The 23970-nt window shown below is 72.9% G+C and carries 21 protein-coding genes; 8 read left to right on the top strand and 13 right to left on the bottom strand.

The annotated features are described in order from the left end of the window. The first annotated feature begins 189 nt into the window (after nt 1-189). The gene (gene modA, locus Pdca_RS24070) at nt 190-987 is read left to right on the top strand and encodes a molybdate ABC transporter substrate-binding protein (protein WP_232021163.1); all 798 of its coding nucleotides are present in this window, start codon (nt 190-192) and stop codon (nt 985-987) included. Nucleotides 988-1024: 37 nt separating this feature from the next. On the opposite strand, the gene cydB is transcribed toward modA, so the two are convergent. The 3 genes from cydB to Pdca_RS24055 all read right to left on the bottom strand — a co-directional run bounded on the left by cydB (nt 1025) and on the right by Pdca_RS24055 (nt 4662). Continuing rightward, nucleotides 1025-2041 carry a cytochrome d ubiquinol oxidase subunit II gene (gene cydB, locus Pdca_RS24065; RefSeq protein ID WP_085913173.1) on the bottom strand — a complete coding sequence of 339 codons (1017 nt, stop codon included), beginning with the start codon at nt 2039-2041 and terminating at the stop codon, nt 1025-1027. A gap of 10 nt (nt 2042-2051) precedes the next feature. Continuing rightward, nucleotides 2052-3446 (bottom strand): cytochrome ubiquinol oxidase subunit I, encoded by a 1395-nt coding sequence (locus tag Pdca_RS24060; RefSeq protein WP_085913174.1) that lies wholly within the window; start codon nt 3444-3446, stop codon nt 2052-2054. 211 nt (nt 3447-3657) lie between these two features. Next, nucleotides 3658-4662 (bottom strand): Acg family FMN-binding oxidoreductase, encoded by a 1005-nt coding sequence (locus tag Pdca_RS24055; protein WP_085913175.1) that lies wholly within the window; start codon nt 4660-4662, stop codon nt 3658-3660. Nucleotides 4663-4868: 206 nt separating this feature from the next. Here Pdca_RS24055 and Pdca_RS24050 point away from each other — a divergent pair, with 206 nt between their 5' ends. Further along, nucleotides 4869-6569: a sensor histidine kinase gene (locus Pdca_RS24050; protein ID WP_085913176.1), complete on the top strand. Its 1701-nt coding sequence runs from the start codon at nt 4869-4871 to the stop codon at nt 6567-6569. Nucleotides 6570-6579: 10 nt separating this feature from the next. Here Pdca_RS24050 and Pdca_RS24045 read toward each other — a convergent pair whose 3' ends face one another. From Pdca_RS24045 to Pdca_RS35750, 3 genes are all read right to left on the bottom strand, one after another. Next, nucleotides 6580-7230, bottom strand: coding sequence for a response regulator (locus Pdca_RS24045; protein WP_085913249.1), 651 nt, complete (start codon nt 7228-7230; stop codon nt 6580-6582). A 127-nt stretch (nt 7231-7357) separates the two neighbouring features. Continuing rightward, a complete protein-coding gene (locus tag Pdca_RS24040) occupies nt 7358-8389 on the bottom strand; it encodes an Acg family FMN-binding oxidoreductase (protein ID WP_085913177.1) in 1032 nt (343 codons plus the stop codon). Next, nucleotides 8386-8850 (bottom strand): hypothetical protein, encoded by a 465-nt coding sequence (locus tag Pdca_RS35750; RefSeq protein WP_085913178.1) that lies wholly within the window; start codon nt 8848-8850, stop codon nt 8386-8388. Before Pdca_RS35750 ends, Pdca_RS24040 begins: the two co-directional genes overlap by 4 nt. A gap of 148 nt (nt 8851-8998) precedes the next feature. On the opposite strand from Pdca_RS35750, the gene Pdca_RS24030 reads away from it, so the two are divergent. Continuing rightward, nucleotides 8999-10150 (top strand): PIN domain-containing protein, encoded by a 1152-nt coding sequence (locus tag Pdca_RS24030; protein ID WP_085913179.1) that lies wholly within the window; start codon nt 8999-9001, stop codon nt 10148-10150. A gap of 52 nt (nt 10151-10202) precedes the next feature. Here the strand turns inward: Pdca_RS24030 and Pdca_RS24025 are convergent, their stop codons facing one another. Together Pdca_RS24025 and Pdca_RS24020 are read right to left on the bottom strand one after the other, a co-directional pair. Then, a complete protein-coding gene (locus Pdca_RS24025) occupies nt 10203-11105 on the bottom strand; it encodes a DUF2188 domain-containing protein (RefSeq protein WP_085913180.1) in 903 nt (300 codons plus the stop codon). 96 nt (nt 11106-11201) lie between these two features. Then, nucleotides 11202-11600, bottom strand: coding sequence for a DoxX family protein (locus Pdca_RS24020; protein ID WP_085913181.1), 399 nt, complete (start codon nt 11598-11600; stop codon nt 11202-11204). A 410-nt stretch (nt 11601-12010) separates the two neighbouring features. On the opposite strand from Pdca_RS24020, the gene Pdca_RS24015 reads away from it, so the two are divergent. After that, nucleotides 12011-12265: a hypothetical protein gene (locus tag Pdca_RS24015; protein ID WP_085913250.1), complete on the top strand. Its 255-nt coding sequence runs from the start codon at nt 12011-12013 to the stop codon at nt 12263-12265. A gap of 57 nt (nt 12266-12322) precedes the next feature. On the opposite strand, the gene Pdca_RS24010 is transcribed toward Pdca_RS24015, so the two are convergent. Both Pdca_RS24010 and gltB read right to left on the bottom strand, forming a co-directional pair. After that, nucleotides 12323-13774 carry a glutamate synthase subunit beta gene (locus Pdca_RS24010; protein ID WP_085913182.1) on the bottom strand — a complete coding sequence of 484 codons (1452 nt, stop codon included), beginning with the start codon at nt 13772-13774 and terminating at the stop codon, nt 12323-12325. 59 nt (nt 13775-13833) lie between these two features. Then, the gene (gene gltB, locus Pdca_RS24005) at nt 13834-18318 is read right to left on the bottom strand and encodes a glutamate synthase large subunit (RefSeq protein ID WP_232021721.1); all 4485 of its coding nucleotides are present in this window, start codon (nt 18316-18318) and stop codon (nt 13834-13836) included. Nucleotides 18319-19037: 719 nt separating this feature from the next. Here gltB and Pdca_RS24000 point away from each other — a divergent pair. Further along, on the top strand, nt 19038-19865 hold the full coding sequence (locus Pdca_RS24000; protein WP_085913183.1) for a (2Fe-2S)-binding protein: 828 nt from the start codon (nt 19038-19040) through the stop codon (nt 19863-19865). Here the strand turns inward: Pdca_RS24000 and Pdca_RS23995 are convergent. The 3 genes from Pdca_RS23995 to Pdca_RS23985 are packed head-to-tail and all read right to left on the bottom strand — an operon-like array spanning nt 19849 to nt 21403. Beyond that, on the bottom strand, nt 19849-20205 hold the full coding sequence (locus Pdca_RS23995) for an Asp23/Gls24 family envelope stress response protein (protein ID WP_085913184.1): 357 nt from the start codon (nt 20203-20205) through the stop codon (nt 19849-19851). The two genes, Pdca_RS24000 and Pdca_RS23995, sit on opposite strands and share 17 nt — an antisense overlap. Beyond that, nucleotides 20202-20762 (bottom strand): Asp23/Gls24 family envelope stress response protein, encoded by a 561-nt coding sequence (locus Pdca_RS23990; protein ID WP_085913185.1) that lies wholly within the window; start codon nt 20760-20762, stop codon nt 20202-20204. Before Pdca_RS23990 ends, Pdca_RS23995 begins: the two co-directional genes overlap by 4 nt. Next, complete coding sequence (locus tag Pdca_RS23985) at nt 20753-21403, bottom strand: RNA polymerase sigma factor (RefSeq protein WP_085913186.1); 651 nt, start codon at nt 21401-21403, stop codon at nt 20753-20755. The genes Pdca_RS23990 and Pdca_RS23985 overlap by 10 nt, the downstream gene beginning before the upstream one ends. Before the next feature lie 122 nt (nt 21404-21525). Between Pdca_RS23985 and Pdca_RS23980 the strand changes: the two genes are divergently transcribed. From Pdca_RS23980 to tig, 3 genes are all read left to right on the top strand, one after another. Continuing rightward, on the top strand, nt 21526-21702 hold the full coding sequence (locus Pdca_RS23980; RefSeq protein WP_085913187.1) for a CsbD family protein: 177 nt from the start codon (nt 21526-21528) through the stop codon (nt 21700-21702). A gap of 99 nt (nt 21703-21801) precedes the next feature. Next, a complete protein-coding gene (locus tag Pdca_RS23975) occupies nt 21802-22095 on the top strand; it encodes a hypothetical protein (protein WP_085913188.1) in 294 nt (97 codons plus the stop codon). A gap of 207 nt (nt 22096-22302) precedes the next feature. Continuing rightward, entirely contained in the window at nt 22303-23784 is a 1482-nt protein-coding gene (gene tig, locus Pdca_RS23970; RefSeq protein WP_085913189.1) for a trigger factor, read from the top strand. Nucleotides 23785-23970 lie beyond the last annotated feature (186 nt).

Genomic DNA, 23970 nt, shown 5'->3' with positions numbered 1-23970 from the left:
CGGCGCGCGCCCACGCGAGCGCCACGAATCCGAGCGACTCGAGCAGGAGCGCGCCGGAGCTGATCTCCGATCTGCGTGGATCCCGCCCTGGCAATGACGCTGATGCGTCCATATCATCCTCGCGATACCGCAGCTCCGGTTTCGACGATCGGTGCTGCGGGCATGTCGTCGAGTACCGGGAGAGCCCACGTGAAGAGCCGATCCGTTCCCCGCTCCGTCGGTGCCGCGCTGGCCGCGACCGCGCTGGCCGTGCTGGCCGGCTGCGGCGGGGGTGACACCGGCGGCGACCAGGAACAGGGCGGGCAGGCCGGGGGCGGCACGCTGACCGTGTTCGCCGCCGCGTCGCTGACAGGCACGTTCGAGGAGCTGGAGCAGCGGTTCGAGGCGGCGAACCCCGGCACCGACGTCGTGTTCAACTTCGCCGGATCGTCGGCGCTGGCCCAGCAGATCAACCAGGGCGCGCCGGCCGACGTCTTCGCGTCGGCCGACCAGAACAACATGACCAAGGTGACCGACGCGGACAAGGCCGAGGGCGCGCCCGTGGTCTTCGCGACGAACACGCTGCAGATCGCCGTCGCCCCGCAGAACCCGAAGGCGGTGGCGTCGCTGCAGGACCTGGTCAACCCGGATCTGCGCACGGTCGTCTGCGCGCCGCAGGTGCCGTGCGGGTCGGCGACCGAGAAGATCGAGCAGGCCGCCGGCGTCGACATCCCCGCGGTGTCCGAGGAGCAGGACGTCAAGTCGGTGCTGCAGAAGGTCACCACCGGCAACGCCGACGCCGGGCTGGTCTACCGGACCGACGTCACCGCCTCGAACGGGCAGGCCCAGGGCGTCGACTTCGACCAGGCGGCGCAGGCGGTGAACGAGTACCCGATCGCGGTGCTGCGCGACACCCAGAACCAGGCCCTCGCCCAGCAGTGGGTCGACTACGTGAACGGCGACGAGGGCCGGCAGGTGCTGGAGGCCGCCGGGTTCGGCGCCCCCTGAGCCCTCCCCGGGGCCGCCGGCGGGATCAGGCCGGCGGTCACGAGGCGCCCCCGGCGAGCTCGGCGGGGGCGCCGTGGTCGGCCCGGGTCAACCGCCTGCGGAACACCCAGAACGTCCAGGCCTGATAGCCGAGCACGATCGGCGTGAAGATCCCCGCGACCCAGGTCATGATCGTCAGGGTGTACGGCGTGGACGCCGCGTTGACCACGTTCAGCGAGAACGCGGGATCGATCGTGGACGGCAGGACGTCCGGGTACAGCGACCCGAACAGGGTCACCGCCACGGCGACGATCGCAACCGTCGTCGCCGTGAACGACCAGCCCTCCCGGCCACGGGCGACCAGCACGGTCGCCAGCACCAGGCCGAGTGCGGCCACCGCGACCGGGGCGAGCGCCCACAGCGGGGCGCCGTCGAGCAGCGTCCACACCAGGAAGACCCCACCGGCCGGGACGGCGAGCAGCCCGGCAGACGCCGCGACGGCCGCGGACCGCTCGCGCACCGGCCCGTCCGTCTTCAGCGCCAGGAACACCGCCCCGTGCAGCGCGAACACCAGCACCAGCGTCACCCCGCCGAGCAGCGCGTACGGGTTGAGCAGGGTGAGCAGGGTCCCGGTGAACTCGTGATCGGCGTCCAGCGGGACACCGCGCACGATGTTCGACAGGGCGACGCCGACCAGCAGCGCCGCGGCCAGCGACGACCCGGTGAGGATCCGGTCCAGCACCGGCGCCCAGCGCGGCTCCTTGGCCCGGTACTCCAGTGCGATCCCGCGCAGGATCAAGGCCACGAGCAGGAGCAGGAACGCCAGGTAGAACCCGGAGAACAGGCTCGCGTACCACTCCGGGAACGCCGCGAACGTCGCGCCGCCCGCGACCAGCAGCCACACCTCGTTGCCGTCCCAGACCGGGCCGATCGTGCCGAGCGCGACCTGCCGGTCGTGCTCGTCGCGGGCCACCGCGGGCAGCAGCATCCCTACACCGAAGTCGAAGCCCTCCAGGCACAGATAGCCGGTCCACAGGACCGCGATCAGGACGAACCACACGTCGACGAGTTCCACGTCGTCCTCCTCAGTAGCTCGGAGCCGGATCGGCGACGGGTGCCGGTTCGGCGCCCGCCACGGGCTCCCCGGGCGGTGGGCCGGCCCGCACGGCCCGGATCAGCAGCACCACCTCGACCACTGCGAGCACCCCGTAGAGCAGCGTGAACACGATCAACGAGGTCAGCACCGATGCCCAGCCGACCGACGGCGACACCCCGTCCGCGGTCTGCAGCACGCCGAACACCACCCACGGCTGGCGGCCCATCTCGGTGAAGATCCAGCCCGCCGAGTTCGCGGCGAACGGGGTGACGAGCCCGAGCAGTGCCACCGTGCCGAACCAGGCCGGGAACCGGCCCGCCCGGCGGCGGGTCAGCCACAGCCCGATCACCGAGACCAGCACGGCCAGCAACCCGAAACCGATCATCAACCGGAACATCCAGTACGTCATCGCGATGTCCGGTGTGTAGAGGCCCGGCCCGAAGGTGGCCACCGTCTGCGCCTGCAGCTGGTTGATGCCCTCGACCTGCCCGTCCCAGGTGCCGGTCGCCAGGAACGACAACAGCCGCGGGACGCGCAGGCTCCACAGCTCCTGGGTGCCGTCCGGGGTGCCGATCGTGAAGATCGAGAACGAGGCCGGCGCCACGGTGTCCCAGAGCGCCTCGGCCGCGGCCATCTTCATCGGCTGCTGCCGGGTCATCAGGCGGGCCTGGACATCGCCGGTCAGCACCACGCCGAGGCTCGCGACCAGGACCGTCCACAGGCCCAGCCGGATCGAGGGCCGGAAGACCTCCGGGAACCTGCTCCTGGCCAGGTTCCAGGCGCTGATCGCGACCAGGAACATGCCCGCGGTGACGAAGCAGGCGGTGATCGTGTGGCCGAACGCGGCGACCGCCGTCGAGTTGGTGAGCAGAGCGGCGAAGTCGTTCAGCTCGGCCCGTCCGGTGGCCTCGTTCACCGCGAACCCGACCGGATGTTGCATCCAGGAGTTCGCGGCCAGGATGAAGTACGCCGACAACACGGTGCCGATGGCGGCCAGCCAGATGCAGGCCAGGTGCACCCGCCGGGACAACCGGTCCCAGCCGAAGATCCACAGCCCGAGGAAGGTGGATTCCAGGAAGAAGGCCAGCAGGCCCTCGATCGCCAACGGCGCCCCGAAGACGTCGCCGACGAACCGGCTGTAGTCGCTCCAGTTCATCCCGAACTGGAACTCCTGGACGATCCCGGTGACCACGCCCATCGCGAAGTTGATCAGGAAGAGCTTGCCCCAGAACTTCGTCATCCGCAGCCAGCGATCGTCGCCGGTCACGAACCAGACCGTCTGCATGCTCGCGACGAGCACCGACAGGCCGATCGTGAGCGGCACGAACAAGAAGTGGTACACGGTGGTGACAGCGAACTGCCACCGCGCCAGGTCGAGGTTCATCCGATCTCAGCGCCCCTCCGAGCCGATGAGTGGCCCGGTCGTCCGGGCCGTCGGATCCGAGCCTCGCCGTCGCGGAGCCGGGGCGGACCGGGCGGAGGACCGGCGCCGCGGCGCCGGTGGTCCGCCGTGGCCGGGACGTTCGGCCCGCCCGGGCAGGGGCCCCGCCGCGGGACCGGTCCGGGCCCACCCCCACGTGGGCCCGGACCGGTGTTCAGACGGAATCGACGATCTTCTCGGGGGCCCGGCGCGGCGTCGCCGGTACCGGGACGCCGTGTCCCAGCCGCAGGAAGACCTGCGGCGGGCGGGTCCCGCCGAACAGCCGTCTGGCCTGCTCGCGGACGTCCGGGACCTCGACGAGCTGGGACAGGAACGACGCGGACAGCCCGGCCACGGTCGCCGTCAGCAGCACCCGCTGCAACGCCTCACCGGCCCGTAGCTCCTCGCGCGGCCCGTCGGTGTGCACGCTGAGCACCGCGATCAGCGGATCGGACTCGAAGGCGGCCTGCGCCGGGCGCGGATGGGCGTCGCCACCGAAGTCGCGCAGCACCCACGGCTGGTTCGGCGGCGGGCAGGGACCACCGGCGGAGGCGGGAACCCCGTCGTCGCGGGAACCGGACCGCCCGGTCCAGGCGGCCAGCTCGGCGGTGAACCCGGCGTCCGCCCCCTGCACCCGGTGCGCCTCGCGGGCCAGTCTGCCCAGCTCGGCCAGCTGCGCCGGATCGGTGACCAGTTGCAGCCAGGCGCCCTCCTCGAAGGCGGCGCGGCGCAGCGCCGACCGGGCCGGCTCGGGCACGGCGGTGTCCCGGAACGGCCGCCGGTTGGTACGCCGGCGCGGCACCGCCTCCAGCATCCTGCGCTGCTCGGGAGTGGCGCGCACGATGCCGCCGTGCCGGACGGCCGCGATCAGGTCCGGATCGCCGGGCTGCGGGTAACGGCTGACCAGCGGGCGGATCCCGGCGCCGATCAGTGCCAGCCGCAGTGTGAACAGCGCGGCACCGCACCCGATCCGCAGCTCCCGCCCGGTCGGGTCGGCGGCCGGCAGCCGGCGTTCCGGATCGGCGCGCAGCTCGATCCGGTCCGGCAGCAGCCGGAACCGCCACGGCTGGCTGTTGTGCAGCGACGGCGCCCGGGTGGCGAGCCGGAGCACGGCGGCGGTGGTCTCCCCGTCCAGCCCCAGCGCGCCGGTGACCGCGCCGGGGTGAAAGGTCGCGTCCATGCGGTCCCCCTTCGCGGACGGCGCCTCGGTCCCGCCCGGTCGACGCTCCGATCCTGGCGGGGTCCGCACCGCGGGGTCAGGTGCGAAGGTCCCGCCGTGACCGGGACCGCGGGCCCGCCCGGCTGCGGGGGTAACCGTCGGGAACGCTTGTGCGAGTACGCCTGGGGTGCCAGGTTCGGCGCCGGGGAGTGAGAAGGGTGAGCGGCATGGAAGGCAGTACCGAGCCGGAGCCGGCGCCGGGCGAGCTCGCCCGGATGCTGTCCGGATTGCGGCTCGATGAGCTCATCGGCGAGGTGCAGGACCGGCTCGGCCAGATCGCATCAGCGCGCTGGCGGATGCAGAAGCTGCTCGACGCGGTGCTCGACGTCGCAGCCGGGCTGGAGCTGGACGCGACGCTGGAGCGGATCGTGCAGTCCGCCGTCGACCTGGTCGACGCCCGCTACGGCGCGCTCGGCGTGCTCGCCCCGGACGGCTCGATCGCCCGCTTCATCGACGTCGGCCTGGACCCGGCGACCCGCGCCGCACTGGGCAGGCCACCGGAGGGCAAGGGACTGCTCGGCCAGCTGATCGAGGATCCCCGCCCGCTGCGACTCGCCGATCTGTCGGCGCACCCGGCATCGGCCGGTTTCCCGCCGAACCATCCGCCGATGCGCAGCTTCCTCGGCGTCCCGATCCGGGTCCGGGAGGCCGTCTACGGCAACATCTACCTCACCGAGAAGGTCGGGGCGGCCGAGTTCACCGCGGACGACGAGCTGATCCTGCAGGCGCTCGCCGCGGCAGCCGGGATCGCGGTGCAGAACGCCGACCTGTTCGAGCAGGGACTGCTGCGCCAGCAGTGGCTCGAGGCCTCGGCGGAGATCCGCGGTGAGGTGCTGGCCGGGACCGGCGAGGCGGACTCGCTGGCTCTGGTCGCCCGCCGCTGCCTGGAGCTGTCCCGCGCCAGCGGGACGTTGATCGCGCTCGGGCCCGACTCCGCGGGCGCTTTCCGTGAGGGCGCCACCGCCGGCCGGCCGTGGCCATCGGGCGGGCTCGGCGGGACGTTGCTGCGCGACGTCGTCGAGGGTCTGCAGCCGGTACTGGCACAGAGCCCGCGGGCCATCCTGAACGCCCCCGCGGACGAGGGCGGGCCCGGCGGGGGCCCGACCGTCGCCGTCCCGATGCGGGCCGTGGAGCGGGTGATCGGAGTCCTGATCGCTCAGCGTGAGCCGGGCGACCCGCCGTTCCGGCCGTCCGAGGTGCCGTTGCTGGTGTCGTTCGCCGACCAGGCAGCGCTGGCCCTGGAACTGGGGGAGAAGCACCGCGCCCAGCAACAGCTGGCGGTGCTGGCCGATCGCGACCGGATCGCCCGCGACCTGCACGACCACGTCATCCAGCGGTTGTTCGCGGTCGGGTTGAAGCTGCAGGGCACGCTGCGCCGCACCACCGACGCCGACGTGCGCGAGCGGGTCGAGCAGACCGTCGACGAGCTGGACCGGACCGTCCGCGAGATCCGCACGACGATCTTCGACCTGCACACCGCCGATCACGGCACCGGCGGATTGCGCCGCGCGCTGCTCGACACCGTCGCAGAGGTCACCTCGGAGTCCGGGATCGCGACCTCGGTGCACACCACCGGACCGGTCGACACGCTCGTCCCGCCGGCAGTCGCGGCGCACCTGCTGGCGGTCGTCCGGGAGGCCGCGACGAACGCGGTGCGGCACTCCGGGGCGAGCACGCTGTCGGTCACCGTCGCCGCCGGGCACGATCTGACCGCCGAGATCACCGACGACGGCTGCGGGCTCGGCGGCACCGAGCGGCGCAGCGGGCTGCGCAATCTCGCCGATCGTGCGGCCGAGCTGGGCGGGGAGTGCACGCTGGACTCACCGACCATCGGGACCCGGGTGCTCTGGACGGTCCCGCTGCCGTGAGGCCCGTGCCTCAGTGCCGGGTGCGGCGGCGTTCGACGGCGTAGACGGCGGCCTCGGTGCGCCGCGAGTAACCGAGCTTGTGCAGCACCGAGGAGACGTAGTTCTTGACGGTCTTCTCCGCCAGGTGCAGCTCGTCGCCGATCCGGCGGTTGGTCAGCCCGTCCGCGATCAGCTCGAGGATCCGCTGCTCCTGCGGGCTCAGCGCGTCGTAGCGGGGATCGGCGTCGGCATCGGCGCCGCGGCGCAACCGGTCCAGCACCGCGGCGGTCGCCTTCGGGTCGAGCAGCGAGCCGCCTGCGGCGACCGTGCGGACCGCGCCGACCAGATCCACCCCGGCGACCTGCTTGAGCAGGTAGCCCGAGGCGCCGGCCATGATCGCGCCGAACAGCGCCTCGTCGTCGGCGTAAGAGGTCAGCATCAGGCAGGCCGGTGGAGGGGTGACCGCGGAGCGGACGTCGCGGCACACGCTCACCCCGTCGCCGTCGGGCAGCCGGACGTCGAGGATCGCGACGTCCGGGCGCAGTGCGGGCAGCCGGGCCACGGCCTGCGCCGCGGTAGCCGCCTCGCCGACGATCTCGATGTCGTCCTCCAGCTCGAGCAGCTGGGCGAGCCCTCGCCGGACGATCTCGTGGTCGTCGAGCAGGAACACCGAGATCGTCACGATCGCCTCCGGGTAGCGGGCTGGGTGCCGCCGACGGTAGTGGGAGCCGGCCGCCGGGCGCAGCGACCGATGGGCCCGGGCCGGATGGACCGATGGTCCGTGTCGGCGGTCACGGCGGTCACGGTGGTCACCGCTGACGCGGAGGGTCACGGCGAGCGGTCCGGTCGCCGCGCAGCAGCACGTCGGCGAGCCGCCGCCGCCCGGTGGCAGGCAGCTCCCGATCATCGGGTGCGCGACCGACCCGGATGAGCAGCTGCGGGTGGTCGGTGGTGTGCAGCACCCGGGTGGCCAGCGCCGAGCGGGTGGAGACGGTCTCCAGTACCCGCGACAGCGGGCAGGTGCCGAGCCCCGCGCGGGTCGCGGCGAGCAGCACCACGCCGAGTGCCTCCCCGGCGGCCAGCCGGGCCGGGTCGTCGTCGGCCGGGGTGCTCAGCGCCAGGATCGTCGCGCGATCCGCGGCGAGCGGTGGCACGGGCAGCGACCCGGCAGGGAACCGGACACCGATCTCCGGTTCGCGCGGCCGGGGCGCTCCGGCCGGGATCGAACCGGTGCGCACGCCGTCCCGGGAGTCCGCGTAGCGGTGCGTCCACACCAGCAGTTCGGCGGCCTGTCCGGGACGCGACCGCAGCTCCCGCGCCGCCTCCCGCTCCAGCTCGATGAGGTGGTTGCGGGCGGCCGCGTCGGTGACCGTGTGCAGGGTGACGTCGTAGCGCGCGGCTCGCGCACGCAGCGCGGCCCGCGTGTGGTCGGCGAGGCCCGGGTCGCGGAACGGCCTGCGATCGGTCCGGCGGCGCCGGATCGCCGGGGCGAGCAGCGCGTCGGTGCGGTCGGCCGCGGTCGGCGGTCGCCCGGTGAACCGGACGGTCGCGAGGTGGTCGCGATCGTCGCCGGGGAACCGTTCGATCCGGTGCCCGATCCCGGAGGCGGCCAGCGCCACGTGCAGGGTGGCCAGCGCCGCCCCGCAGCTGACGAGATGGTCGCGCCGGTCCGGGTCGGTGAAGGGCAGCCGCCGGTCCGGGTCGGCGTACAGCTCCACCCGGTCCGCCGCGATCCGCCACCGCCACGGCTGCGCGTTGTGCACCGACGGCGCGAGCAACGCGGTCGCGACAGCGTGCCGGACCGTGTCGGGGAGCGGGAGCGCGGGCGCCTCGGAGCTCACCGGGCCGGCACCGCCGCGGCCGGCGCACCGAGCTCCGGTGCGGCACCGGTCGCCAGCTCGGCCGCGACGACCGCGGCCCACGAGCCCCACCCGTCGGCACCGGGTGCCTGCACCGGTGCGCGCAGCTCGAGCTCCGGGGCCGGCCCCGGGTGCGGGCGCGGCACCGGTCCGAGCAGCGGAGCCGCATCGAACATCCACAGTGGCCGGACCCGCAGCACCACGCTGTGCCGTCGCAGGAACCGGCGGGCCGCCGCACGGGCCCACGGCCGGTCCCAGGCGCCACCCAGCACGACGGCCCGGACCCCGGCCAGCGACGACACGTCCCCGGCGGTGGTGATCAGCGGGCGCAGCCCGGCCACGGACAGCTCGTGCCCGATCTCCGCGGCGGCCCGCAGCGTGCGGTGGTCGGCTGAGGTGAGCGCGATCAGGACGGTGCCGCCCTGCGGTCTCCGGTCGGTCATGGGGCCCTCCCATCGGTGGACCTGCTGAGCGTGCACCCGGCCGGCCGGACGCGGCAGGGTCCTCGGTCACCCGGTGCGCCGGACGGAGGGCCCACCGGTCGGCGTGCCCGATCCGGCCGCCGGCCCGCACCGGCCGTAGGCTTCCGCGGTGGCCCACGAGGACGAACGCATCGCACTGCTGCTCGACTACGAGAACCTCGCGATCGGCGCGCGCGACGGTCTCGGCGTCGTCCCGTTCGATTTCGGGCCGGTCGCCGACGCACTCGCCGAGCGGGGCCGGGTGGTGGTGCGACGCGCCTATGCCGACTGGTCGGCGTTCGACGAGGACCGGCGTCTGATGGCCCGCGCCCAGGTCGAGCTGATCGAGATCCCGCAGCGGATCGGTGGTTCCCGCAAGAACGCCGCCGACATCAAGCTCGCGGTCGACGCCATCGAGCTCGCCTACGAGCGGGAGTTCGTGACGACCTTCGCGATCGCCACCGGCGACTCCGACTTCACCCCGCTGATGCACAAGCTGCGCGAGCTGGACAAGCGGGTGATCGGGATCGGCGTGCAGTCGTCCACCTCGGCACTGCTTCCCCCGGCGTGCGACGAGTTCCTGTTCTACGACCGGCTGCCGGGTCTCGAACCGACCCGTGAGCCCGCCCCGCCGCGCCGCCGCCGCGGTACCCGGCCACCCGCGACGAGCACGGCGCCGCCGGTTCCGGTCCCGGCCGCCGCCCCGGTGGAGCCGGAGCCCGCCCCGTTCGACGTGATGTTCCGGGCGGCGCCCGGCGGGCCCGACGCGGAGGAGACCGCGACCACCGGCGCCGAGGAGCGCGACGTGGCCGGGCTCGTGGTGAGCACACTGGCCGGGTTGTCCCGGCAGGCCGACGGCCCGGTGCTCGCGTCCCGGCTCAAGCGCGCGGTGCTGCGCAAGGACCCCACGTTCGACGAGGCCGATCACGGCTTCCGCGGGTTCGGGGAGCTGCTGCGGCACCTGGAGGGCCAGGGCGCCGTCGCCCTCACCGCCGGTTCCGCGCAGGGCGACCCCGAGGTCGGCGTCCCGGACGACCCGGACGCCGACCAGGACGCGTTCAGCCTGCTCGTCGACGTCGTGCGCGAACTGACCGCGGCCGGCGGCCCACCGCAACTGTCCGGGCTGAAGGACCAGCTGCGCAAGCGGGTCCCGGAGTTCACCGAGAAGCGCTACGGCTTCGGCAGCTTCCTGTCGTTCGCGAAGGCGGCCCGGGCCAGGGAGCTGGTCGGGATGGCCTGGCAGGACGAGACCGGCGACTACGTGCTGAGCCCGCGGCCCTGACCGACCAACGGGGGCCCCGCCGTGGCGGGGCCCCCGGGTACGACGGGTGCGGTCAGCGGCCGGTGGCCCGGCGGGTGCCGCGCTGGAACAGCGTCCCGGCCCGCGACACCACGGCGCCGGAGACGCCGAAGGCGGTCGCGACCGCTCCGGCGGCGACCCGGCTGCCGAACCGGATCGGGTTGAGTGGCTTGTAGACGCGCGCGGCGAACTCGTCGAGCTGGGTCGCCGCCCGCTCACCGCGCTCGTAGAGCCGACGGGCCAGCTTCGCACCGGTGTCGTCGATGTCGTCGGAGACCGTCTCACCGACCCGGGCGGCCCGGTCCGCGGTGCGCACCGCGGTGTCGGCACCGCGCCCGGCCGCGGCCTGCACGGCCGCCGCGGAGCGCCCGGCGGAGGCACCGACCTCACCGGCGACCTGGCGGCCGGTGCGCGAGGCGTTGTCCGCCAGCTGCTTGCCGGTGGTCCGGGCGGCGTCGGCGGCCGCCTTGCCCGCGTTGCCGGGCGCCTTGCCGTTCTCGGAGACCTTGCGGCCCTCCACGCCCGCCTTCTCGGCGCCCGCCTTCGCGGTGCCTGCGGCCTCCGCGGCGGCGTTGCGGGTCTCCCCGGCGACCTTCTTCCCGGTCGTGCGGGTGTCCGAGGCGACCTCGTCCGCGGTGCGTGCGGTGGCCGAGGCGGCCTTCGACGCGGTGTCGGCCGCGGCGGTGGCGGTGGCTCCGGCCGCCGCCTTCGCGGCGGTGCCGCCGGTCTCCTCGGCGCCGGAGTCGACCGAGCGCCGCTCGCGGACGGCTCCGTCGGTGCCGTACACGACGAGGTTGCCGCCGCCGTCGTTGGCGATGATCTCCACCGCCCGGGTGATCGCCTCGGCCTGGGTGCCGGCCTTGGCACTCGGGCGCTGGGCGTTCTCCTTCACGACGGTCCAGCCGTCGTCGACCGGCTTCACATGGCGGTCGGCCATGGCGGTTCCTCCTGTACGTGGACTGCACGGGTGCGCCGGGCTCCCGGCGCTCGTTCTGCTCGTGGATTCCCGGGCCCGTACGGAGGTAAACGCTGGTCAGCGCCCTGTGCGCAAGGTCTCCCGGCGTCCGAAGGCGATCGCGGCGGCGAGCAGCCCCAGCACGATCGGGGTCAGCACGAGCAGTCCGCCGTGCAGCACCGCGGCCTGGACCACCGCGGCACCGATCATCAGCAGGACCAGGCCGGCGGCGGCGGGCCCGGCGAACCGCCTGGTCAGCAGCCCGATCCCGCCGGCCAGCTCGAACGCGCCGATGAGGTAGCGGAACCACTGGCCGATACCGATCTCGTCGAAGACGGCCACGGCGTACGGGTCGCCGTAGAACTTCGGCACCGCCGAGGCGATCACGAAGAACAGCCCGAGCAGGATCTGCAGCACCCACAACGTCCGGTGCGCGGCGGGGGAGAGGGCGGGACGGATCGCGAGCTGGGCAGTCACTGTGGACCTCCGGGATGCGGTCGCCGCGGACCTCCCGCAGCGTTCACCGGAGAAGACCGGCCGGGTGGCGGGGACTCATCGGTCGGGCCCGACGGCACGTCCGGAAGGGATACACCACCGGGAACCGGGACCGCGACGAAGTCGCGATGCCCGGTGTCCCGATGGTGCCCGGCACCGACAGGGGCTCCCGGTTCTGCAGGTGCCGGTCGCCCGGTTCAACGCACGAGAAGGCCGGGAGTTGTGGTGCGAGTGGCGTCAGTCTCCGATCCGACCGCGAGCGGCGTCGTGTCCGCGACGGGCGGTGAATCGGTTCCGTTCACGCCGTTGCACGACGCACCCTCGCGATCGTCGGTATCAGGCGGGCGACGGGCGGGGTGACGGGCGGGGTGACGTGCGCCATAATGCACGGCATGGCAGAACAACGCTGGCGGGTCGAGGTCGGTCCCGAGAACGCCGCCTGGCTGGCGACCGAGTGCCGCACCGCACTCCTGGCCCGTGAGTACCGCCCGATCGACGCGGGGGAGGGCGTCGTCGAGTTCAACCGGCTCGCGATGGGCGCGATCCGCGAGCTCGGCGAGGAGGAGGACGGCTACGTCACCGACGACGGTGACGGCCTGCGGATCTGGATCGGCGACGACGCGTTCGAGCTGGAACGGCTGGACTGAGACGAACGGGGGCCCGGCCGTACGGCCGGGCCCCCGTTCGTTCGTCCGCGGACCGGATCAGGAGATCTGGCGGTCCGTCGGGTCGATCGGCCGGGGGAGCACGCTGCGCCCGGTGAGGAACGCGTCCACCCCGGCGGCCGCCGCGCGGCCCTCCGCGATCGCCCACACGATCAGCGACTGCCCGCGGCCGATGTCACCGGCCACGAACACACCGTCCACCGACGACATGTAGCTGTCGTCGCGGGCGACGTTGCCGCGCTCGTCGAGCTCGACCTCCAGGTCGTTGAGCAGCTTGCCCTTCTCCGGGCCGACGAAGCCCATCGCCAGCAGCACCAGCTGGGCGGGCAGCTCGCGCTCGGTGCCCTCGACGGCCTCGAACCCGTTGTCGCCCCGCTTGACCTCGCAGATCCGGATGCCGGTGAGCTTGCCGTCGGCGTCGGACACGAACTCGGTGGTGTTGACCGAGAACAGCCGCTCGCCGCCCTCCTCGTGCGCCGAGGAGACCCGGTAGACCATCGGGTAGGTCGGCCAGGGCATCCCTTCGGTGCGGTGCTCCGGCGGTGTCGGCATGATCTCCAGCTGGGTCACCGAGCGCGCACCCTGACGGTGCGAGGTGCCCAGGCAGTCGGCGCCGGTGTCACCGCCGCCGATGATCACGACGTCCTTGCCCTCGGCCGAGATCGGCGGTGCGTCCATGTCGCCCTGCTGCACGTGGTTGGCCCACGGCAGGAACTCCATCGCCTGGTAGACGCCCTCGGCGTCGCGGCCGTCGGCCGGGAGATCGCGCCACGCCGTCGCACCGCCGGCGAGCACCACAGCGTCGTACTCGGAGCGGAGCTGCTCGACGGTGATGTCGGTGCCGACGTCGACCGAGGCCCGGAAGTGGGTGCCCTCGGCGACCATCTGCTCCAGGCGCCGGTCGAGCCGCGCCTTCTCCATCTTGAACTCGGGGATGCCGTAGCGCAGCAGACCGCCGATCCGGTCGGCCCGCTCGAACACGACGACGTCGTGCCCGGCCCGGGTCAGCTGCTGGGCGGTGGCCAGACCGGCCGGCCCGGAGCCGACCACGGCGACCTTCTTGCCGGTCTTCACCGACGGCGCCTGCGGCGCGACCCAGCCCTCGTCCCAGGCCCGGTCGATGATCTCGATCTCGACCTGCTTGATGGTGACGGCGTCGTCGTTGATGGCCAGCACGCACGCCGCCTCGCAGGGCGCGGGGCACAGCGTCCCGGTGAACTCCGGGAAGTTGTTCGTGGCGTGCAGCCGCTCGATCGCCTCCCGCCAGTCCTTGCGGTACACCAGGTCGTTCCATTCGGGGATGAGGTTCCCCAGTGGACAGCCCTGGTGACAGAACGGGATGCCGCAGTTCATGCAGCGGCCGGCCTGCGACTCCAGGCTCTTGCGCGGGAAGTCCTCGTAGACCTCGCGCCAGTCCATCAGCCGCAGGTCCACCGGGCGCCGCGCCGGCGTCCGGCGCGGGGTGGTCATGAAGCCCTTCGGGTCACCCATGAGCGGCCTCCCCCGTGCGCGCTGCTGCCGCCTCGTCGCTGGTGTGCCGTGCTGTCACCTCAGCCATGTGCAGCCTCCATGATCGCCTCGTTCACGTCCCGGCCCTCGCGTTCGGCGTTCTCCGTCGCGAGCAGCACGCGCTTGTAGTCCTTGGGCATGACCTTGCCGAACCGCGCGACCGAGGCCTCCCAGTCGGCGAGCAGCGCCCGCGCGACCTCGGAGCCGGTCTCGGCGTGGTGCCGCTCGACACGGTCCCGCAGGATCGCCCGGTCGTCGTCGCCCAGCGGGTCGAGATCCACCATCTCCGGGTTGACCCGGTTGCGGTCGATGTCGAGCAGGTAGGCGACACCACCGGACATCCCGGCGGCGAAGTTCCGCCCGGTCCGCCCGAGGACGACCACCTGGCCGCCGGTCATGTACTCGCAGCCGTGGTCACCGACGCCCTCGACGACGGCCACCGCACCCGAGTTGCGCACGCAGAACCGCTCGCCGACGACGCCGCGGACGAACATCTCGCCGGAGGTGGCGCCGTAGCCGATCACGTTGCCGGCGATCACGTTGTCCTCGGCGGTGAACGGCGCCGACGGGTCCGGACGCAGGGTCAGCCGGCCACCGGAGAGCCCCTTGCCGAAGTAGTCGTTGGTGTCGCCGACCAGCCGCAGGGTGATCCCCTTGGGCACGAACGCACCGAAGCTCTGCCCGGCCGAGCCGGTGAACGTGATGTCGATCGTGTCGTCGGGCAGGCCCTTGCCGCCGTGGATCCGGGTCAGCTCGGAGCCGAGCATGGTCCCGACGGTGCGGTTGACGTTGCGCACCGGCAGGTCCAGCCGGACCTGGTCGCCGTTGCGCAGCGCGCCCTCGGCGAGCTGGATCAGGGTGTTGTCCAGGGCCTTGTCGAGGCCGTGGTCCTGCTCGCGGGTCCGCTTGCGGGCCACGTCCTCGCCGTCCCCGCCGACCTGGAAGATCGGCGACAGGTCGAGATGCCGGGACTTCCAGTGCTGTGCGGCGGCGTCGACGTCGAGCACGTCGGCCCGGCCGATGGCCTCGTCGATCGAGCGGAAGCCCAGCTGCGCCAGGTACTCCCGCACCTCCTCGGCCACGAACTTCATGAAGTTGACGACGTACTCGGCCTTGCCGTCGAACTTCTTGCGCAGCTCCGGGTTCTGGGTCGCGACGCCGACCGGGCAGGTGTCGAGGTGACAGACCCGCATCATGATGCAGCCCGAGACGACCAGCGGAGCGGTCGCGAAACCGAACTCCTCGGCGCCGAGCAGCGCGGCTATCACCACGTCCCGGCCGGTCTTGAGCTGGCCGTCGGCCTGGACGACGATCCGGTCGCGCAGGTTGTTCGCGACCAGCGTCTGCTGGGTCTCGGCCAGGCCGAGCTCCCAGGGGCCACCGGCGTGCTTGATCGACGACAGCGGCGACGCGCCGGTACCGCCGTCGTGACCGGAGATCAGCACGACGTCGGAGTGCGCCTTGGACACCCCGGCAGCCACCGTCCCGACACCGACCTGGGAGACCAGCTTCACGTGGATGCGGGCCCGCGGGTTGGCGTTCTTCAGGTCGTGGATGAGCTGCTTGATGTCCTCGATCGAGTAGATGTCGTGGTGCGGCGGCGGCGAGATGAGGCCGACCCCGGGCGTCGAGTACCGGGTGGTCGCGATCCACGGGTAGACCTTGCCGCCGGGCAGCTGACCGCCCTCGCCGGGCTTGGCGCCCTGCGCGATCTTGATCTGGATGTCGTCGGCATTGACCAGGTACTCGCTGGTGACGCCGAACCGGCCGGATGCGGCCTGCTTGACCGCGCTGCGCCGGGAGTCGCCGTTCTGGTCCGGGGTGAAGCGGTCCGGGTCCTCGCCGCCCTCACCGGTGTTCGACCGCCCGCCGATCCGGTTCATCGCGATCGCCAGGGTCTCGTGCATCTCCTGGGAGATCGAGCCGTAGGAGATCGCGCCGGTGGCGAAGCGGGTCAGGATCGACTCGATCGGCTCGACCTCGTCGATCGGCACCGGCGGGCGCAGCCCCTCCTTGAAGGCGAACAGGCCGCGCAGCGTCATCAGCCGCTTCGACTGGTCGTCGACGGCCTTCGTGTACTCCTTGAAGACGTCGTAGCGCCCGGACCGGGTGGAGTGCTGCAGCTTGAACACCGTCTGCGGGTTGAACAGGTGCAGCTCGCCCTCGCGGCGCCACTGGTACTCGCCGCCGACGGCGAGTGCCCGGTGCGACGCGCGGACGTCGTCGGCGGGGAACGCGCGGCGGTGGTGGGCCAGCACCTCCTCGGCGAGGACGTCGAAGCCGACGCCGCCCAGCCGGGAGGTGGTCCCGGTGAACGCCGAGTCCACCACGTCGCGGCCCAGGCCGACGGCCTCGAAGATCTGCGCGCCGGTGTAGGACGCGACGGTCGAGACACCCATCTTCGACATGGTCTTGCGGACGCCCTTGCCGAGCGCCTTGACCAGGTTCTTGGCCGCGGTCCGGCCGTCGACGCCGGGGATGTCGCCGCGCTCGGCGAGATCCTCCACGGTGGCCATCGCCAGGTACGGGTTCACCGCCGAGGCGCCGTAGCCGAGCAGCAGCGCGATGTGGTGCACCTCGCGGGCGTCCGCCGACTCGACGATCAGCCCGACCCGGGTCCGGGAACGCTCCCGGACCAGGTGGTGGTGCACCGCGCCGGTGAGCAGCAGCGACGGGATCGCGGCGTGCTCGGAGTCGACCCCGCGCTGGGAGAGCACGATCATCCGGGCGCCGCCGTCGATCGCGCGGGACACCTCCTGCTTGATCTCGGCGAGCCGGGACAGCATCCCCTTGCCGCCGTCGCGGGCCAGGAAGACACCGGGGACGACGTGCGAGGCGAACCCCGGGAACTCCTTGTCGTCGTTGATGTGCACGACCCTGGCGAGATCGTCGTTGGTGAGCACCGGGAACGGGACGACGATCGTCCGGCAGTGCGCCGGCGTGGCGTCGAGCAGGTTCTGCTCCGGGCCCAGCTGGCTGAACAGCGAGGTGACGAGCTCCTCGCGGATCGCGTCCAGCGGCGGGTTGGTGACCTGCGCGAACAGCTGGATGAAGTAGTCGTAGAGCTGGCGCGGGCGCTCGGAGATGGCGGCGATCGGCGCGTCGTTGCCCATCGAGCCGATCGGCTCGGCACCGGTGACGGCCATCGGCCGCAGCAGGAGGTTGAGCTCCTCCTCGGTGTATCCGGCGGCCTGCTGGCGCAGGGTCAGGGCCTCGTGCGACGGGAACTCGCGCTTGCGGGCGGGCAGCTCGTCGAGCCGGATCAGGCCGGCGTGCAGCCACTCCGCGTACGGGTGCTCGGCCGCGAGCTCGCCCTTGATGTCGTCGTCGTCGACGATCGTGCCGCGCTCGGTGTCGATGAGGAACATCCGGCCCGGCTCCAGGCGGCCCTTGCGGACCACCTTGTCCGGCTCGACGTCCAGCACGCCGACCTCGGAGGCCAGCACGACCAGACCGTCCTCGGTCACCCAGTAGCGGGCGGGGCGCAGACCGTTGCGGTCGAGGACGGCACCGATCTGGGTGCCGTCGGTGAAGGCGACCAGCGCCGGTCCGTCCCACGGCTCCATCAGGGTGGAGTGGTACTCGTAGAACGCCCGCCGGGCCGGGGACATCTCGGTGTTGTGCTCCCAGGCCTCCGGGATCATCATCAGCACCGCGTGCGGGAGGCTGCGTCCGCCCAGGTGGAGCAGCTCGAGGACCTCGTCGAAGGTGGCCGAGTCCGACGCGTCGGGGGTGACGATCGGGGTCAGCCGGGACAGGTCGCCCGGCAGGTTCGCGGACTCCAGCAGCGCCTCGCGGGCGGCCATCCAGTTCCGGTTCCCGCGCAGCGTGTTGATCTCACCGTTGTGCGCGACGTAGCGGAACGGGTGCGCCAGCGGCCACGCGGGGAACGTGTTGGTGGAGAACCGGGAGTGCACGATCGCCAGCGCCGAGGTCACGCGCTCGTCGGTCAGATCGGGGTAGAACGCCGCGACCTGGGGCTCGGCGAGCATGCCCTTGTAGATGATGGTGCGCGGCGACAGCGACGAGAAGTAGGTGTCGTGGCTGTGCTCGACCCGCTTGCGCAGGCAGAACGCGCGCCGCTCCAGCTCGATGCCGACCGGTGCGCTCTCGGGGGAGTCGCCCGTCAGCTCGGCGCCGGCGACGAACAGCTGCTTGAACGTGGGCATCGCGGCGAGCGCGGTCGGGCCCAGGTCGGCTGCCTCGGGATCGGTGGGCAGCTCACGCCAGCCCAGGACCGTGAGGTTCTCCTCGGCGGCCAGCGCATCCACGGCTCGCACCGCGGCGTCGGCCAGCTCCGGGTCCTGCGGGAGCATCGCGATGCCGACGGCGTAGGCGCCCTCCGCCGGCAGTTCGAAGTCGGTGACCTCGCGGTAGAACCCGTCGGGGACCTGGATCAGGATCCCTGCGCCGTCGCCGGTGTTGTGCTCGGAACCGCGCGCACCACGGTGCTCCAGGCGCAGGAGTGCCTCGATGGCCTTCTGCACGATGGAGTGGTCGCGCTTGCCGGTGACGTCGGCCAACATGGCCACACCGCAGGCGTCGTGCTCGTGATCGGCGGCATACAGACCACCGGGCGAGGGGCGACGCGTCTGGTCACTGATCGCGGCCAACTGCTCCTCCTGTCGTCTCGGTGCACCTCTGCCACCCGCATCGGACGACCCGGGAACCGGCAGCTCGCTGCGGTCCGAAAAGGGTTTCCAGAATACAGCGGGCACCCGGGAGGGGGCGTAGGATGCGGACCGTTCGGGTGCTCCGTGCCATCGGGTGTGGTGACCGGCGGAGTTTTCTCCTTCGGGCACGCCTAGCGGCCGGGCGCTGACTTACCAGTACCCGGCCAACTCCCTGCGGCACGGTTCGACCGCACACCCCGGCGAGTGCGGTCTGGCGAGAGCACAGAGTCGCACGCCGCTACCCGAGCGCGCTACTGATGATCGGCCGTCGGCCCCGTGATGTGGATCGCTGGCCATTCGAGCAGGCAGACGTTGCCGTCCCGTATCCGGACGGTGAGCAGAGCGTGACCATCGGCCGGGAGTGGCCTCTCGCTGGATGAGATCGCTGACAGTGGTGGATCCGTTACAAGAGTCCGAATCGTCACAAGGGGCTTGAACCGGCACCGGGGCCGAATCGTCACAAAGGCCGAACCGGGGCCGGGGCCGGGGCCGGGACCGGGCCGGGACAGGGGCCGAACCGTTACCGGAATGCTGCGGGCGCGTCACCGGGCGGTACCGGACACTGGTGCCCGATGCGCCCGACCGATGTCCCGCCCGACGAGACCGCCGCGTCCGCCGAGATCGCTGCCGTGCTCGCCGATGTCGCGCGGATCGGTCCGTGGTTCGCCGTCGCCGTCCCCGCGGGGCCGGGCTGGCGGCGTTGGGACGAGCTGTACGCCCCGCCCGGTCCGGCCGATCCGCTGTCGGCCCGGATCGACCAGGTGGCGACGGCGCTGGGCACCGGGCAGCGGGTCGCCGCGTCGATCGCGGTGCAGGGGATGGCCGCCCGGCTGGTGTCGGCGCCGTTCGCGGCGGTCGCGCTGCACGCGACCCTGCCTCGGCTCGCGGACCTGCACCGGGACCCGGACGGCGAGGACCCGTGGGCCCCCGGGCTGCCGGTGGGCGCGCCGGGGTCGGGGCCCGCCGCGATCCGGACGCCGGATCCGCGCCGCGATCCCGCCGGCGCCGCCGACCTGCTGGCCCGGGAACTCGCCGGCACGCACCTGGAGGCGCTCTACGACGCCGTCGGTGCCCGGGTGCGGGTGTCCGGGCGGGTGCTGCGCGGCAACGTCGTGTCCGCCGTCGCCGGGGCCGCCCGGGTGATGGACTCGGCCCGCCCGGCCGACCGGCCCGCGTTCCTCGCCCTGCTCGACGTGCTCGCCGACCATCCCGTGCTGCGCGGGCCGCTGCCGTCCGGTGCCACCGGGGCCGTGCTGCGCGGGCCCGGGAGCGGCCGGGGGTCGTCGGACGGGTGGGCCTTCCGGCGCCGCTCCTGTTGTCTCTACGTGCACGTCCCCGGCGGCGGGACCTGCGGGGACTGCGTACTCGCCGGGACCGGCCCGGTCACTCGGGGAGGATGACCTCGGCGATCGTGACGCGGACCCGGGCTACCAGCCCGGTGGTCGCGGCGATCTCCTGCGCCACCTCGGCCTGCACCTGCTCGGCGAGGGCGGCGCACCCGGTGCCGAAGCGGATCGCCACCGTCACCCGGACCTCGGCCTCGCGGCCGTGCACCGTCGCGACGACGCCGTGGCTGCGGAGCTCCGGCGGTACCGGCTCGCGGGGGAGCCAGTCCGCTGCCAGCCCGAGCAGCGTCTGGGTCATGTCACCGACCAGCATCACCACGCCGGGCACCGCACGGGCCCGGTGCGCGGCGACGCGCGCCAGCGCGAGATCGGAGACCCGCAATCTGGTCGTCATCGCCGGACCTCCGCCGCGTCGTCCCACAGGTCCTCCACATGGATGTCGACGCCGGCGATCGGGACACCGAGTGTCCCCTCCCCGGCCGAGATGACCATCTGCCGGACCCGGGCGGTGACCGACGCCAGGTCGACCCCGAACCGGGCCGTCACCGTCATCCGGACCCAGACCGGAACCGGGCCGTCCCCGACCGGCCCGTGCTGCTCGATCCGGCAGTGCCGTGCGCGCAGCCCGCCCATCGAGTCGACGACGTGGCGCAGCGCGGCCTCCGCCGTCGGCCGGCCCAGCCAGGCGTCCGGGCCGAGTGCCAGCAGTTCGTGCGGGCGCAGCTCGGCGACGACGGCGCCGAGCACCTGCTCCAGTACCGAGGGCGGGGGACGCAACGGCTCCGCCGCCATCCGGGTCACCAGCCCGCCGAGCCGGTCGTGATCGGCCCGCGCCGACCGGCAGTGCGGGCAGCTCAGCTCGTGCTCGTCCAGCGTGCCGGCCTCGGCGTGCTCCCAGACGTCGGCGGCGTCCCGGCCGCAGGCCAACGGCTCCACCTGCTCTACCGCCATGCCCGCATCCTCTCCGCCAGCGCCGTCCGTGCCCGGTGGAGACGGCCGCGCACGGCTGTCTCGGAGGCTCCGGTGATGTGCGCGATCTCCGCGTAGCCCAGGCCTTCCAGCTCGCGCAGCACCCAGCAGGTGCGCTGCTCGCCGGGCAGGTCGGCGAGCGCACGGGACAGGGCGGCCAGCTCGGCGTCGACCTCGGCGGCCCGCTCCGGTGAGCCGGAGCCCGCGTCGAGCATCGCACCGGGAGCGTCGTCGTCGGGGAGCGGGACGGTCGGGCGCTTCCGCCGGATCACCGCCGTGCACCGGTTGGTGACGATCCGGTACATCCAGGTGGAGAACGCCGCGTCGCCGCGGAAGGTCCCGATCCGCCGCCAGGCGTCGATCAGCGCCTCCTGCAGCGCGTCCTCGGCGTCCGCGCGTTGCCCGAGCACCCGCACCGCCACCCGGAACAACGCGTCCTGGTGCCGGCGGGCGAGCTCGGCGAAGGAGTGGACGTCACCGTCCTGGGCCCTGGCCACGAGGGTCTGCTCGTCGAGTTCGGAGCGGGCCGAGCCCGGTACCGCCGATCCCGGGACCCGGGGCGCCGCGGACGCCGGTCCGCCGGATCGCGGGCCGCGCTGGGGTGCCGGGTCGGTGGCCTGCACGTGCGTGCATCGCTCCTCGATGTGTGAGAACGGGTCGGTGGGGTACCCGCCTCGGGACAGCGACGGTAGCGAGGGCACGGTCCGCGCGCCCGTCGGACACGCACTCCGGAGGGGAACCGCTCATGGGACTCGGAGACAAGATCAGCAACAAGACCGAGGAGCTCGGCGGTAAGGCCAAGGAGGCCGCCGGCGAGGCCACCGACGACAAGGACCTGCAGGCCGAGGGCAAGGTCGACCAGGCCAGCGGCAACCTCAAGCAGGCCGGCGAGAAGATCAAGGACACCTTCACGAAGGACTGAGCTCCGACGACTCGTCGCCGTCGGCGCCCCCGGATCCGTCCGGGGGCGCCGCCGTGTGCGGGCCCGGCGGTCGCGCTCCGGTGTCGCTAAGGTGCCCGGGTGACCGAGCGGACGGGCCCCGGGCCCGAGGACGTGGCGGCGGCCGTCCTGCAGCATCCTTCCGTGCTGCGGCTCGACGGCGGCCCGTTCGGCACCGTCGCCTCCTACCTGCCGGGCCTGCGGGTGTACGGCGTGCGACTGGGGGACCCGGTGGAGATCGCGGTGGTCGTCGCGCTGGGCAGGCCGTTCGGTGAGATAGCCGACGAGGTCGCCGCCGGCGTCCGCGGAGTGCTCGGCGACGAGACCCTCGAGGTGGAGGTCACCGTGGCCGACGTCGGTGCGGTTGCGACGTGACCTACGCCCGGCCCGACGCGACGTGACCGGCCTCGCCTAGACTCGCGCGGGCGCCCCACCGCCACCCGAGCACGTCCGACGTGCTCGCACCCGGCCAGGAGCGACCTGCGAGGTCGTCCGCCGTACCGGCAGGTGGGTCACAGCACAGACCGGGGGCCGCTCCCATGCGGCCCGTTCGTACAGCCGTACCGCCCAAGGAGTTCCACCGTGAAGAGCACCGTCGAGCACCTCAGCCCGACGCGCGTCCGGATCAACGTCGAGGTGCCGTTCGACGAGCTCAAGCCCGACTTCGACCGCGCGTACAAGAAGATCGCCGAGCAGGTCCGCATCCCCGGCTTCCGCCCGGGCAAGGCGCCGGCCCGCATCCTGGAGGCCCGCATCGGCCGCGGCCCGGTCCTCGACGAGGTCGTGAACAACGCGATCCCGACGAAGTACCAGGAGGCCGTGGTGTCGTCCGAGGACGTCACCCCGATCGGCCGCCCCGAGATCGAGGTCACCGAGATCGCCGACGGTGAGCGCCTGGCGTTCACCGCCGAGGTCGACGTCCGCCCGGAGATCGAGCTCCCCGACCTGGCCGGCCTGACCGTCGAGGTCGACGAGACCGAGGTCGCCGAGTCCGATGTGACCGAGCAGCTCGACCAGCTGCGGGCCCGTTTCGGCACCCTGGCCGGTGTCGAGCGTCCCGCCGCGGACGGCGACTACGTCCAGATCGACCTCTCCGCGGCCGTCGACGGCAAGGAGATCGAGGAGGCCACCACCACCGGCTTCTCGTACGAGGTCGGCCAGGGCGGCCTGATCGAGGGCATCGACGAGGCGCTGCAGGGCATGTCGGCCGAGGAGGAGAAGACCTTCACCTCCACGCTGGTCGCCGGCGAGTACGCCGACCGCGAGGCCGAGATCACCGTCAAGGTGACCGCGGTCAAGGAGCGGCACCTGCCCGACGCCGACGACGAGTTCGCCCAGCTCGCGTCCGAGTTCGACACGCTGGACGAGCTGACCGAGAACCTGCGCGAGCGGCTCGGCCAGTCGAAGCGGATGGAGCAGGCCGCGCAGGCCCGCGACCGGCTGCTCGACAAGCTCGTCGAGGGCGCCCGGGTCGGCGAGGACCCGGTCCCGCTGCCGGAGAGCGTCGTCCAGGCCGAGGTGGACACCCGCTCGCACGACGCGGTGCACGCCTTCGACCACGACGAGGAGAAGTTCGCCGAGTTCCTGTCCTCGCAGGACAAGACCCGCGAGCAGTTCGACGCGGAGAACCGCGAGGAGGCGGAGAAGGCCGTCCGGTACCGCCTGGTGCTGGACGCGCTGGCCGACTCCGAGGAGATCTCGGTCGGCGACCAGGAGCTCACCGAGCGGATCGTCTACCAGGCCCAGCAGTACGGCATGCCGCCCGAGCAGTTCGTCCAGCAGATCCAGCAGGCCGGCCAGCTCGGCGTGATCTACCAGGACGTGCGCCGCTCCAAGGCGCTGATCACGGCCGTGCGGTCGGCGTCGGTGACGCTGCCCAACGGTGACGCCGTCGACCTGTCCGACCTGCTCGGGTCGGACGACGACGCCGAGATCGTCGAGGAGGTCCCCGGCGAGGTCGTGGAGTCCTCCGATGACACTGCCGACACCGCCGACGACACCGCTGCGGCGGACGCCGACGGTGCGGGCGACGCGGCCGGCGACAAGGCCGACGTCAAGGCCTGACCTGGCCGTCCGGCCCTGCCGGGGCGCCGATCGGTACGTCCGGTCGGCGCTCCGGCGGCCCGGTCGGTGCGCTCTCGGCGAACATCGGGCGTTGCTCCCCACGTGGGCCCGCCGGTCCGCGTAGGGTCGGCTCCGAACCGGTCCCGACAAGGGCCGGAGCGGGTTCGCAAGACCCGACAACCGGAG

It is taken from the genome of Pseudonocardia autotrophica (genome assembly GCF_003945385.1).
GTDB classification, from domain to species: domain Bacteria; phylum Actinomycetota; class Actinomycetes; order Mycobacteriales; family Pseudonocardiaceae; genus Pseudonocardia; species Pseudonocardia autotrophica.
This window is presented reverse-complemented; position numbering and strand designations above follow the sequence as displayed.

Bases quoted from the DNA above. Each gene is read 5' to 3' on its own strand.
- Pdca_RS24060 (WP_085913174.1), bottom strand. From the start codon at position 3,446: ATGAACCTCGACCTGGCGCGGTGGCAGTTCGCTGTCACCACCGTGTAC.
- Pdca_RS24055 (WP_085913175.1), bottom strand. From the start codon at position 4,662: ATGGACGCGACCTTTCACCCCGGCGCGGTCACCGGCGCGCTGGGGCTG.
- Pdca_RS24050 (WP_085913176.1), top strand. From the start codon at position 4,869: ATGGAAGGCAGTACCGAGCCGGAGCCGGCGCCGGGCGAGCTCGCCCGG.
- Pdca_RS35750 (WP_085913178.1), bottom strand. From the start codon at position 8,850: ATGACCGACCGGAGACCGCAGGGCGGCACCGTCCTGATCGCGCTCACC.
- Pdca_RS24025 (WP_085913180.1), bottom strand. From the start codon at position 11,105: ATGGCCGACCGCCATGTGAAGCCGGTCGACGACGGCTGGACCGTCGTG.
- Pdca_RS24015 (WP_085913250.1), top strand. From the start codon at position 12,011: ATGGCAGAACAACGCTGGCGGGTCGAGGTCGGTCCCGAGAACGCCGCC.
- Pdca_RS24010 (WP_085913182.1), bottom strand. From the start codon at position 13,774: ATGGGTGACCCGAAGGGCTTCATGACCACCCCGCGCCGGACGCCGGCG.
- gltB (WP_232021721.1), bottom strand. From the start codon at position 18,318: ATGTTGGCCGACGTCACCGGCAAGCGCGACCACTCCATCGTGCAGAAG.
- Pdca_RS24000 (WP_085913183.1), top strand. From the start codon at position 19,038: ATGCGCCCGACCGATGTCCCGCCCGACGAGACCGCCGCGTCCGCCGAG.
- Pdca_RS23995 (WP_085913184.1), bottom strand. From the start codon at position 20,205: ATGACGACCAGATTGCGGGTCTCCGATCTCGCGCTGGCGCGCGTCGCC.
- Pdca_RS23990 (WP_085913185.1), bottom strand. From the start codon at position 20,762: ATGGCGGTAGAGCAGGTGGAGCCGTTGGCCTGCGGCCGGGACGCCGCC.
- Pdca_RS23980 (WP_085913187.1), top strand. From the start codon at position 21,526: ATGGGACTCGGAGACAAGATCAGCAACAAGACCGAGGAGCTCGGCGGT.